General features: G+C 68.4%; 10 protein-coding genes and 1 pseudogene. 4 read left to right on the top strand and 7 right to left on the bottom strand.

Annotation, left to right across the window (positions count from 1 at the left end):
• Positions 1 to 468 precede the first annotated feature (468 nt).
• Together ACFWBQ_RS26935 and ACFWBQ_RS26930 are read right to left on the bottom strand one after the other, a co-directional pair.
• A complete protein-coding gene (locus tag ACFWBQ_RS26935; RefSeq protein WP_385499551.1) occupies positions 469 to 828 on the bottom strand; it encodes an AMP-binding protein in 360 nt (119 codons plus the stop codon).
• Positions 809 to 1363: a hypothetical protein gene (locus tag ACFWBQ_RS26930; RefSeq protein WP_385499549.1), complete on the bottom strand. Its 555-nt coding sequence runs from the start codon at positions 1361 to 1363 to the stop codon at positions 809 to 811. Before ACFWBQ_RS26930 ends, ACFWBQ_RS26935 begins: the two co-directional genes overlap by 20 nt.
• A gap of 288 nt (positions 1364 to 1651) precedes the next feature.
• Here ACFWBQ_RS26930 and ACFWBQ_RS26925 point away from each other — a divergent pair, with 288 nt between their 5' ends.
• The gene (locus ACFWBQ_RS26925; protein WP_385499544.1) at positions 1652 to 3490 is read left to right on the top strand and encodes a glycoside hydrolase family 15 protein; all 1839 of its coding nucleotides are present in this window, start codon (positions 1652 to 1654) and stop codon (positions 3488 to 3490) included.
• Between the two features lie 265 nt (positions 3491 to 3755).
• Here the strand turns inward: ACFWBQ_RS26925 and ACFWBQ_RS26920 are convergent, their stop codons facing one another.
• The 3 genes and pseudogenes from ACFWBQ_RS26920 to ACFWBQ_RS26910 all read right to left on the bottom strand — a co-directional run bounded on the left by ACFWBQ_RS26920 (position 3756) and on the right by ACFWBQ_RS26910 (position 5441).
• Positions 3756 to 4325 carry a DinB family protein gene (locus ACFWBQ_RS26920; protein WP_385499536.1) on the bottom strand — a complete coding sequence of 190 codons (570 nt, stop codon included), beginning with the start codon at positions 4323 to 4325 and terminating at the stop codon, positions 3756 to 3758.
• A gap of 443 nt (positions 4326 to 4768) precedes the next feature.
• Positions 4769 to 5152 (bottom strand): annotated as a pseudogene (locus ACFWBQ_RS26915) (PepSY domain-containing protein); the annotation flags it as partial.
• Entirely contained in the window at positions 5151 to 5441 is a 291-nt protein-coding gene (locus tag ACFWBQ_RS26910) for a hypothetical protein (protein WP_385499533.1), read from the bottom strand. The pseudogene ACFWBQ_RS26915 and the gene ACFWBQ_RS26910, both read right to left, overlap by 2 nt.
• A 436-nt stretch (positions 5442 to 5877) precedes the next feature.
• Here ACFWBQ_RS26910 and ACFWBQ_RS26905 point away from each other — a divergent pair, with 436 nt between their 5' ends.
• Complete coding sequence (locus ACFWBQ_RS26905; protein WP_385499530.1) at positions 5878 to 6993, top strand: AI-2E family transporter; 1116 nt, start codon at positions 5878 to 5880, stop codon at positions 6991 to 6993.
• A gap of 815 nt (positions 6994 to 7808) precedes the next feature.
• On the opposite strand, the gene ACFWBQ_RS26900 is transcribed toward ACFWBQ_RS26905, so the two are convergent.
• On the bottom strand, positions 7809 to 8252 hold the full coding sequence (locus tag ACFWBQ_RS26900; protein WP_385499525.1) for a subtilase-type protease inhibitor: 444 nt from the start codon (positions 8250 to 8252) through the stop codon (positions 7809 to 7811).
• 956 nt (positions 8253 to 9208) lie between these two features.
• Here ACFWBQ_RS26900 and ACFWBQ_RS26895 point away from each other — a divergent pair.
• Positions 9209 to 10114 carry a metallophosphoesterase family protein gene (locus tag ACFWBQ_RS26895; RefSeq protein ID WP_385499519.1) on the top strand — a complete coding sequence of 302 codons (906 nt, stop codon included), beginning with the start codon at positions 9209 to 9211 and terminating at the stop codon, positions 10112 to 10114.
• The gene (locus ACFWBQ_RS26890) at positions 10111 to 10821 is read left to right on the top strand and encodes a 4'-phosphopantetheinyl transferase (protein ID WP_385499510.1); all 711 of its coding nucleotides are present in this window, start codon (positions 10111 to 10113) and stop codon (positions 10819 to 10821) included. The genes ACFWBQ_RS26895 and ACFWBQ_RS26890 overlap by 4 nt, the downstream gene beginning before the upstream one ends.
• On the opposite strand, the gene ACFWBQ_RS26885 is transcribed toward ACFWBQ_RS26890, so the two are convergent.
• On the bottom strand, positions 10745 to 11338 hold the full coding sequence (locus ACFWBQ_RS26885; RefSeq protein WP_385499505.1) for a histidine phosphatase family protein: 594 nt from the start codon (positions 11336 to 11338) through the stop codon (positions 10745 to 10747). The genes ACFWBQ_RS26890 and ACFWBQ_RS26885 overlap by 77 nt on opposite strands.
• Positions 11339 to 11548 lie beyond the last annotated feature (210 nt).

Below are 11548 nucleotides of genomic sequence, written 5' to 3'. Positions count from 1 at the left end.
CGGCAAGTCCTTGCCATGGCAAGGACTTGACAGCCGCAAACGGCTGGAAGCGGGGCAAGATGTCCGTGCCGACGCCGATATCCAGTCACCGGTTGCAGCGCGATGCGGTGCCTCGGCCCGGGCTCGGAATCCCGGGTTCGTCGAGGTGGAGGTCGTTATGCTGCGGAGCGCCCGCGTCACCCGCCTGTTCCCGACGGGACCTGGCGACACGGCAGGACACTTCCCCGTGCATGGCCAGGGCGAAAAAGCCGACGAGGCACATGACTGAGAGGTTCCGCTGTCGAGAACGTCCGGCGCCGCAGCGAGGCAGCGCTGACGCCGCTGATGCGGCCGTCGTCCAGGCGCACCCGCGTGTTCAGTACCCCGGAGCAGTTACTCGAGGGAGGGACGGCGGCCTCGTGCAGGGCGGCAGGAGGCCGCGCCGCCGTGGCCGGGTGCGACCTGCTCAATTCTGAGCGGTGAGGGTGATCAACGTGGCGGCGAACGGTGGGAACCCGGTGGGCAGGGCCCAGTACATCGTGCAACACCCGTGCAGAAGGTCACCGCATGACGCCGCATCAGGACCAGGGCGGACCGGGCGTCGCAGCGAGGTAGCAGGACCAGCGTCGCGTGCGAGGCGAGGCCGGCATTCATCTGCACGACCCCGCCGAAGGAGAGGAAGGGCGGCAGGGCGATCAGGTGCACGTCGTGCTCGACATCGCCGAACACCGTGTGGCAGGTGAGCACCTTGAGCATCACGTGGGAGTGGGTGAGCTCAGCGCCCTTGGGTCGGCCCGTGGTGCCGTAGGTGTACAGGATGACCGCCGTGTCAGTGGGCTCCGTGGCCACCGTCTCGAAGCCCGTGCTCCGGTCGGGCTGTGCCGGCGGTCAGGGTCTGGCGCCCGCGATGGGGGAGTGCTCGGTGGGGGCGGTCACCCACGTCACCGCGGGCGATCTCCCGTTCGAGGATGCATCTCGTCTCGCTCGTGATCCGCTCCGCGTACTCCGCGTACTCCGCGTACTCCGCGTACTCCGCGTACTCCGCGTACTCCGCGTACTCCGCGTACTCCGCGTACTCCGCGTACTCCGCGTACTTGCCTCGCACCGCACTGTATCGGCCGACGCCCCGATGAGGCCCCGCGTTCAGCCGATCCGAACCCGGCAGCCGGTAGGCCTCCGGGCGAGCAGTGAGTACGAAGCGGAGCTCGGCGCGGAAGTCGCCCAGGTCGGGCACCGACAGGACGCCGATGCGGGTTCCCGCGGCGACGATGATCACATCCTGCTTGGTGGGCCACCGCCGGTAGATGGCGGGCTTGCCCCCCGGCCCGTGCCGCGACCGCGTCCCTCGTGACCACCCGATGCCCTGCTCGGTCACCAGGCCCACGACTCGGTCACCAGGCCCACGACCGCGTCGAGGACGGCACCGGCGACCCGTTCCTCGCGCCGTCGACCTGGCTCTCGTACGGCTGCATGCCTACCCTGCGCAGAGCCTACGTCTCCGCCGGATCGGCCGAAACGCGCTCGCCCGGGGAGGTGCACAAAGTTGCGCCGGGTGCCGTTCTCGGATCGGTGCAGCGGCAGGGCTCCCGCCGCCACTTCGCGTCACTCCCTCGCCAGGACGGGGCGTCCTCGTTGGCCTAGGCTTGTCAATCGGGGCCGAAAGGGGTTCGAGATGGACGAATACCCCCTGATCGAGAACCACGGTCTGATCGGTGATCTGCAGACCGCGGCTCTCGTGACCACCGATGCGACGGTCGACTGGTTCTGCTGTCCGCGCTTCGATTCGCCCAGCGTCTTCGGCGCTCTGCTCGACCGGCGGAAGGGCGGCCACTTCACCGTCGGGCCCGCCGCTGACAGCTATACCACCAAGCAGCTCTACCACCCGGACACCGCCGTGCTGGTCACGCGTTTCATGACCGAAGCCGGAGCCGGCGAGGTGGTCGACTTCATGCCGATCACCGGCACGACCGCGACCGACCGGCACCGTCTGGTCCGCATGCTGCGCTGTGTCCGGGGGAGCATGACCTTCGAAGGGGAGATCGCTCCGCGCTTCGACTACGGCCGCAAGCCGCACGAGGTGCACATCACGGAGCACGGGGCCGTGTTCACCTCACAGGACATGGACCTTGCGATCCACGCCGTCCGTGAGCCCCAGGACGAGCGGCTGCTGACTATTCTCCCGAACGACAACGACCTGCGCTTCACCCTGACCCTGCAGGCAGGACAGCAGCGCGGGCTGGTCATGGAATCGTCTCCTGGCGGGCCGCCGCACGAGGTCCGAGTGGCGGAGTTCGAGCAGCTCTTCGACGAGACGGTCCGGTTCTGGCGCTCGTGGCTGGGCCAGTCCACCTACTCGGGCCGTTGGCGGGAAGCGGTGGAGCGTTCGGCCGTGGCGCTGAAGCTCATGACCTACGCACCGACCGGCGCCCTGGTCGCCGCCCCCACAGCGGCTCTGCCCGAGCAACTGGGCGGGGAACGCAACTGGGACTACCGGTTCACCTGGATTCGTGATGCGTCGTTCTCGGTGTACGCCTTGCTGGGCATGGGATTCAAGGAAGAGGCCGCCGCGTTCATCAGCTGGCTGCACGAGCGCGTGAAGGAAAAGGCCGGTGAAGGCGATGGCAGCACCGGGCCACTGAACATCATGTACCGGGTCGACGGCTCCTCCGACATGGTCGAGGAGACCCTCGACCATTGGGAGGGGTACCGCGGCTCCGCCCCGGTCCGCATCGGGAACGGAGCAGCGACCCAGCGGCAACTGGACATCTACGGTGAGGCACTCGACAGCATCTACTTCGCGCACCAGCACGGCATGCACCTCGACCACGGGGGCTGGACCGCGCTGCACACGCTTCTCGACTGGCTGGTCGACCACTGGGACCAGCCCGGCGAAGGCCTGTGGGAGACCCGTGGCGGCCAGAAGGACTTCACCTACGGGCGCGTGATGTCCTGGGTGGCCTTCGACCGCGCCCTTCGGATCGCCTACGACGACGGCCGTCCCGCGGCCCGCGGCCGCTGGGTGGACGCGCGTGACGAGATCTACGCGCAGGTACTCAACCGCGGATGGGACCCGAAGAAGCAGGCCTTCGTGCAGCATTACGGCGACGATGTGCTCGACTCGTCGCTGCTGCGCATGCCGACGGTCGGCTTCATCACGCCGGATGATCCGATGTGGAAGTCCACGCTGGACGCGATGGAGCGTGAGCTGGTCAGCGACAGCCTGGTCTACCGCTACAACCCCGAGGCATCCCCCGACGGGTTGCGGGGCTCCGAGGGAACCTTCTCCCTGTGCACGTTCATGTACGTCGATGCCTTGGCGCGGGCCGGACGCACCGACCTGGCCAGGCTGGTGCTGGAGAAGATGCTCACCTATTCCAACCACCTGGGCCTGTTCTCCGAGGAGATCGGCCTGACGGGACGACAGCTGGGCAACTTCCCGCAGGCCTTCACGCACTTGGCCCTGATCGACGCGGCGATCACTTTGGACGCCAAGCTCAATGGGGGCGCGTAGGGGCAGGACGTAGGCGCACGGAGTTCGTGCGCGAAGAGAACGTCGTGCTCCGGGGGCAGTGAACCGGAGGCGGGCTGCACCACGAATCGGGCTCCCCACGCCCGCCCGGCCCAGGGCCGATGCCGTTCCAGCCGTGCCCATTCCTCATTCGTCAGATCACCCCGCCCCATGCCCGAGTCAACGAGACGCGCAGGGACCCGTCACATCTGAGGCTTTCACTTCGAGGTGGTGTGCCGGTGGGGGCGGGTGCAGATCCCGGCCCACGTCACTGGCCCACCCTTCCGTCGACGCACTCGCGCAACAGGTCGGCATGCCCGCAGTGACGGGCGTACTCCTCGATCCTGTGCACCAGCAGCTCCCGAACCGCGATCCCGTCCTTCCCCACCCGCTCGCCCAGGTCCGGGTGTTCGGCCAGTGCGGCGTCGGTCGCGGCCTGCTCGCGCTCCAGATCGGCGTACGCGGCGTCGACCACGGCCTGCTCCGCGACAGCTCCGTTGAAGTCCGCGTCCTTCTCGCCGTAAAGCTTCGGCACCGGGTCACCATCGGTGATCCAGTTGCGCCAGTCCCGTTCCACCTCGACGAGGTGCCGAACCAGGCCGAGCAGCGACATCGTCGACGGCGGAACCGACCGCCGGGCCAGCTGCTCCGCATCCAGGCCCTTGCACTTCATCCGCAACGTCATGCGGTAGTCCGTCAGGAAGTCCTGCAGCGTCGCGAGCTCGCCGTCCGGACTGGCGCCTTCCCGGTCGCGGGGGTCATCGTCCGGATCGGCCCACATGTCGGGGAAGACGGTTGCCTGGCTCCATCGCGCGGGTTGATCAGTCATGCGTCGCATGATCGCCTGGAACGGCCCGAGCCCGCTACTGTGTTTTCACTTCGCGGTGGCGTCAGGATCAGGAACCGGTCTCGGCGACGTGGCCCTCCAGCAGGCCGGGCCGGTACGGCATCCGCGTCAGTCGGGTGCGGGTCTGACCGGTCCCATCGGGATGCTGATACATCAGGACTACCCTCGCCCCACCACCATGGCGTCTCGAAGCGGATGCCCCCAGATGTTTTGCCGGGCAGGCCCCTGGGTCCACTCCGACAACGCGCGGGCTGGCGCAGGTTGGCAGGTAGAGGCCCCATCGGCGGTCCGGGCCTGTCTCCGAGAAGTCCAGGTCGGCTCTGCGGCGCCGCAGAGGCGTCCGGTGTCCGTCGGATCTCCGGCTGCGGCGCCACTCGGAGCCGGGAGGGGCACGGGCTTGCCCGTGCCCCTCGCTCACCGTCGTTCTCCGTCCGTCAGGTGATTCGACGTCTCATGATCAGACCCACTGCCACATCGGCCAGGACGAAGCCGAGCAGTGTCACACCGAGGACGGGCAGGGCCCATCCAAGGGCGGCCACGACTGGAACGCCGACGATCAGTACGGGCAGAGGCAGTTGGCGCCAGACACCGCGAGCGGGCGCTTTCCCGAATGATGCCGCGCGGTCCGAGCGGGTGGGGCGCCGCTGCCACCACATGCGGTAGCCCCAGAAGATCACCAGCATCAGCCCGATCGCGATGGCGGCGAGCACGATCTGGTTGACGATGCCGAAGAGGACACCCATGTGCCCCTGGACACCGAGCTTGCTGAGCTTGGAGAGGAGAGGATGGTCGGCCCAGCGGGTGTGCGCGGTGACCTCAGGAGGAGGGCTCGTGCGCGGGGTGGCAGGTCCTGGCTGTCAGGAGGTGGAAGACCAAGTGCAGTGCGAACTGGAGTGAGCCGAGTACCAGTACGGTGACGTCGAACCTGCGTTGCCGGGCTCCGAAGAGAGCAGTCCCGAGGACTGCCAGGATGGCGAACACGAGCAACACGGCCCCTGCGCCCGGAAGCCGGCCACCGGAAGCCACGTGTGCCACGGCGCTGAGCAGAAGCGAGGCGCAGAGCAGACCGTTTCCGGTCCGTGTCAGCCAGCTTCCCGGTGCACGCACCGGCACAAAGTACCGGCACTATGGGCTGATGGTGTGTGGAATCGGAAGTCCGCAGGCTCACAGGGCGTTCTGGTAGCCGTTCTCGCCCTTCACCAACGTCGGTGGGAGTGGGGGTCCGATATCTCGTCGGTGGTGACGATCAAGGGCCCGATAGGCGTGAACGTGTCGTACGACGTGCGCGTGGAGCGGCCCTGGATCGGACCATGACGTCCAGCACCCAGGTGCCGTCGACGACATCGTCCAGTGCGTCGTCCGCGTCGTCCGCGTCGACGTGGCCGGCGGTGCGTCCCGCGCTTCTCTGCATAGCCGGTCAGGCGTTCGGCCAGGGCTGCGTTGCCTGGTACCTCAGGCGGCGGGTCCGCCAACGCCCCTTGTTGGTCGGGCCTCTGACGGGAGCGATCGATCCGGAGAGGAACTGGCCAATAGGGTGACTCACATGTCTGTCACGTTGAGCTCCACCAAGACCCGTGCCGCCCTCCGCGTTTCGGCACGTGTCTCAGGCGAGTTGCTTCTGGTTCTTGTCATGGCCGCGGCGGCGGTGTGGGTGCTGGGTCGTATGTGGTCGGTCATCTGGCCGCTCATAGTCGGCTTGTTGCTCACCACTCTGACATGGCCCATAGCGCGCTACCTGCGCCGACGCGGGTGGCCCCCGGCCCTCGCGGCTTCTGTGGTGACGGTGCTGTTCCTCCTGGTTGCCGCCGGGATCGCAGCGCTGATTGCGGTGCCGGTGGCCTCCCAGTCCGGTGAGCTCGCCGACGGTGTGGTCGAAGGTATCCAGAAGCTACGCACGTGGGCCTCCGGGCCGCCGCTCAACATCGGTGACGATCAGATCGCCGGTGCGTTCGATTCTGCGGCTGCCCGCATCCAGGACAGCGTCGGCAGCATGGTCACCACTGTCGTCACCGGGGTGAGCACTGTGGTCAACGGCGTGGTCACTGCAGTCCTGGCGGTCTTCCTGATGTTCTTCATGCTCAAGGACGGCCCCCGGTTCCTGCCGTGGCTCGCCCGTCAGCTGCCCGGTCGGCTTTCCACCGATGTTCCGACTGTGGCGGCGCGTGGTTGGCGGACGCTGGGTGAGTTCGTGCGTTCCCAGGCGTATGTCGGCTTGCTCGACGCCGTCCTCATCGGCCTCGGTCTGTGGATTGTGGGAGTGCCGCTGGTGCTCCCCCTGGCGGTGCTGACCTTCGTGTCCGCGTTCGTGCCGATTGTGGGAGCTCTGTTCGCCGGTTTCGTTGCGGTTCTCATCGCCTTGGTGTCGAACGGATTGACCGACGCGCTGATCGTGTTGGCGATCATCGTCGTGGTGCAGCAGCTCGAGGGCAATGTGTTCCAGCCCATGATCCAGAGTCGCGGACTCGGTCTCCATGCTGCGGTGGTCCTGCTGGCTGTGACCTTGGGCGGCAGTCTGGCCGGCATCGTGGGCAGCCTGCTCGCCGTACCCGCCGCCGCACTGATCGCGGTGGTCTGGAACTATCTGCGCGAGCAGCTCAGCGTTCCGCAGCTGGAGCCAGAAACCCGTGTGTCCCCGAGTGGCGCCCGATCTCCGTCATGAAGCTTCCCGCTTCGTTCCGGTGGTCGGGACGATCGGGCGGCCGCCCACTCCCAGCTGTCTACGGGGTCGACGGGTGGCCCTGCAACGTCCGCCTGGGCCACGGATGCGGCCCAGAGAGGACACTCGTCCGTCCTGCGCCTCGATCCGGCGCCACTCGGCCCGGCACGGCGGCGCTCCAGCTCGAGAAGGCGCGTCGGCGAGGTGGACGAGTTGCCTGATTGCTTCGAGTTGTAGGTCAGTTGATCAGCAGCGCCCCGGACCCGTGATGTCCCTGTTCTACGGCGGTTCCTGCGGCGGTGTCACGGGTCCCGGGCGCCGGCCGAGGCGGCCCGGAACGGGAGACGGGCGGGCCGGGACCCGTGCGGGTCGGCGCCCCGTCTCCCTTCCGGCGCACCTCGCAGAACCAGGGAGGCCGACTCCACATCGGCGTGCATGCACGGCGCGTTGACTTGGCGCCGCCTGGCCCGCTCGCCGAGGCGCCGTCTGTCCGCTGCTCCTGGCCCGATCCGATGTCGCGGTGGCCGACCGCGCCGGCTCCTCGACATTGTGATCGGTGACCGCGGCGACGACCCGACAAGCACCGCCGCCGTGTGTGGACCCTCGGCGGGCAGCCGGCGATCGTCCGCCGGAGCTCCGAGCGGGTACGGGCCTCGGGCCGACCGGTACGGAGTCAGCACGCTGCCGAACCGGTGCTGGTTCCGCGCCGACTTCGAAGACCGCGAGCGGTGAGACCGCCATGGTGCGGGTCCGAACGCGAGCCGGTCAGCTTCCTTGCAGACCGAGGCCGCTTCGACCGCGTGCGCCGGACGGCTCGATCAGAACGCGAAGACCGGTCCTTCGCCCAGGCTTGCCTGCATCTGACACGCATTGCCGAAGGTGGCCGACCAGGCGACGCTACGGCCCTGCCACACGCCGGTCGCTTCGAGGACGACGGGGTCCCACTGGCGTGTGCAGTTTCCCGGCGACTGCTGCGTGGTCAGCCGAGCGAACTCGCCGTCGACCGCGCGCAGCTCCGAACAGGCCGCAGCGGGCGAAGGGTGAGTGCCGTTCGGGCGGGGCGCACAGCTCAGGGTGACAGCTCGCTGGACGGTGACCGAGGAGGCGCTGCCCTTGCCGACCGACAGGACGAGGGCCGACGGGGCGTAGAGGCCGGTCGGCTGAGCGGGTCGGCCCTGCGCGACGCCCATGGCTGCCGTGCCGGACACGATGAGTGTGGACACCGCGGTGATTACGCCGATTCTGCCGAGGTTGTAACGCATGCGTGAAACTCCTTCGTCGGGGGTGGTGATTGCGGTGGGGAGTCTGATGCCTGCAAGGAGTGAGTGCACGTCGATCAGTACTTTCCGGCCCGACCTCCGCCGAACGGGCCTACCGAATGGCCGTTCGGCCAGCTCGGAAGTGGTGTGCGCGCCTCGCACCGGGTGTCCGACATGTGGACAGATTTCGGTGGTACAACCGCGAACTACCGCCTGACCTGCAATAACGGCGATGTGGTTTTCGCGAAAAACCCCAGGCTTCGGCCGGAAAGCAGTGCTGAGGAGCCTCCGCAGTGATCGGAGTCCGCGGCTTACGGAGCGGCTTGCCGAGGTCGGTCTTGCCGATGCGCCGTACATCGGTGGTGACCTCCGGCCGATCGGCCGGAGGCCGTGCTCAGGCCGTCGGCCCCCGCCGGAATCACCGAGCGTGACAGTTCCGGGTGCGGTCCGGGTTCATGCGCGGTGGACGAAGGAGATCATGCACGCGGTGCGCGACGACTTCGCATGCGAACCGGTCGAGTTCAACGGCGAGAACAACCGCGTCCACCCACCGGCGAATGTCCGCCCGAGGTCGCACTGCCCACGCTGTTGAACTCCTCCAGGGCGTCAGCTCCCCGACTCCGCCAGGCATACCCCGAACCTTTTCGCCACCAATGGCGTGCCCGGCCCCTGTGGACCGGCTGCTACTTCACCGGCTCAGTCGGCGGAGCCCGCTCTCGATCGTCCGTCAGTACATGGAGCGACAGGACCGTCCGCTCCGGCCGCAGTGCGGAGCACCTCACGGATCGATTCACCACCGGGATGAAGCCCGATACGCCGCGATCGGTCCCGCCTGCCGGGGGCGATGAAAAGGGCAGCGACCCAGCAGTGGGTTGTACGGCGGCTGCGGGAGCAGCCGCAGCTGAGACACGCTACGGATAACGGGCCCGGCGGAGCGAGTGGGACGGTAAATTCGAACAATGAGCCAACTGAGCGACCCCGTCCATCAATCGCCGCGGGGCCGGGGCCGGCTTCTCGCCGTCAGCGATCTCCATCTGGGGATCGCCGACAACCGTCCGATCGCCGACAGCCTGCACCCGTCGTCCGACGATGACTGGCTCATTGTCGCGGGCGACGTGGCGGAGCACGCCGAGGACGTCGCACAGGCGCTGGAAATGCTGGCGGGACGTTTCGCCCACGTGGTGTGGACCCCCGGCAACCACGAACTGTGGACCGTGGACAAGGATCCCGTACGACTGCGCGGACAGGAACGGTACGAGCACCTCGTACAGGTGTGCCGGGAGCTCGGCGTGACGACACCGGAGGACCCGTACCCCTGGTGGCAGGGAGCGGACGGGCCGGTGGCCGTCGCCCCCGTGTTCCTGCTGTACGACTACACCTTCCGCGCCCCCGGAACGACGACCAAGGAAGAATCCCTGGCCCGGGCGCACGAGGCCGGGGTCTTCTGCACCGACGAGTACCTGCTCCACCCCGACCCCTATCCCGCCCGGGACGACTGGTGCCGGGCGCGGGTGGCGCAGACCGAGGAGCGGCTGGCCGCGCACGACCCGGACATCCCTCTGGTGATCGCCGGGCACTGGCCGCTGGTGCGCGAACCCACATCGGTCATGTGGTACCCGGAGTTCGCCCAGTGGTGCGGCACGGAACTGACCGCCGACTGGCACCGCCGCTTCAACGTCGCCGCCGTTGTCTACGGGCATCTCCACATCCCCCGTACGACCTGGTACGACGGAGTGCGCTTCGAGGAGGTCTCGATCGGCTATCCCAGGGAATGGCGCAAACGTGGCCACCCCCGGGGGCTGCTGCGTCAGATCCTTCCCTACGAGGGCGAACAGCCCCAGGACGGGCCGGGCGAGGAGTCGTGATCGAGCAACTGGTCCCCGAGTACGTCGCGTGCGCGGACACCTTTGAGGCGGATGCTCCGGCGGGAACGCTCTACCCCGAGGAAGAGGAACTGGTCGCCCGCAGCGTGGACCGGCGCCGGCACGAGTTCGCGGCCGTGCGCGCCTGCGCGAGACGAGCCATGGCGGCCCTCGGACTGCCTCCCGTGCCGGTGTTGCGCGGCCACCGCGGCAATCCCCTGTGGCCCGAGGGGACCGTGGGCAGCATGACGCACTGCGACGGTTACCGCGCCGCCGTACTGGCCCGGGCGTCCGAAGTCAGAGCGCTCGGGATCGACGCGGAGCCGGACGAACCGCTGCCGTCCGATGTGTGGGAGGTTATTTCGCTTCCCTCGGAAAGGCGGCGGATCGCCTCGGATGCGGACCGTGCGGCGCCCCATTGGGACCGGCTGCTCTTCAGCGCCAAGGAGAGTGTTTTCAAGACGTGGTTCCCGCTCACCGGGCTCGAGCTCGACTTCGACGAGGCGGAGATCACATTCCTTCGGAGTGGGAGGACTTCACGCCAAGGCACCTTCACGGCTCAGCTCTTGCGCACGGCGCCGGGGATACCGGGGTCGTTCGAGGGCAGGTGGCTGGTCCAGGACGGTTTCGCGGTCACCGCGATCGCCCTGCCCCACGCTTCTCCGGAGGGCGACCGCACCGCAGGTTCCACCGGCCCGACCGCCCGGTGAGCTCGGTGAGAGCGAGCGGGGCGACGTCCAGGCGCCAGAAGGCCTGAACCGGCAGGACCAGTGCCTGGACCACCGCCGCGCGAACGACCGCAGGCTCGACCACGGCCATGACCCGCCCGTCGCGGTCCCCGGCCAGAGTCTCCAGCCAACTGCCCACCCGGGCGGTCAGATCCAGCAGCGACTCGCCCCCGTGCGGGGCGGCCGAGGGGTCGGTCAGCCAGGCGGACACCGCCTCGGGCTCCGAGGCGCTCACGTCCGACAGCGGTTGGCCGCTCCAGCGCCCCATGTGCCAGTCGCGGAGCGCGGGTTCGGTCCGGGCGGAGAGCCCGAGCGCCTGGGAGGTCTGCCGGCAGCGCTCCGAAGGCCCGCGCACGTACCGGTCGGCTCCCGGCACAGCGCCGGCGGCGTCCCCGGCCATGCGCAGACCTGCCTCGTCCAACGGTGCGTCACCCTCGAAGCGCGCCTCTCTCGACGCGGCATTCAAGGCCGGTGAGATCAACATCACCTGTACCGTCATGCTCGGCCTCCACTCCCTGAACAGCTGCCCAATGCGTAGGCGCCCCATGGGAACACGGTCGGCTCCGCAAGCTGCGACCGGGCCGGTTGCACCGTGGCGGCGCCCGAGCAACAGGCGGTATGGTCGCGGCAACCAAGACGAGGTGTGAACGGAAGTCCGGTGAGAATCCGGCACGGTCGCGCCACTGTGTACCCGCTGAATCTGCGGGAA

Origin of the sequence: Streptomyces sp. NPDC060035, assembly GCF_042736635.1 — a bacterium.
GTDB lineage: Bacteria > Actinomycetota > Actinomycetes > Streptomycetales > Streptomycetaceae > Streptomyces.
Note: the sequence above shows the minus strand (reverse complement) of the source record. Positions and strands in the feature narration are given on the sequence as shown.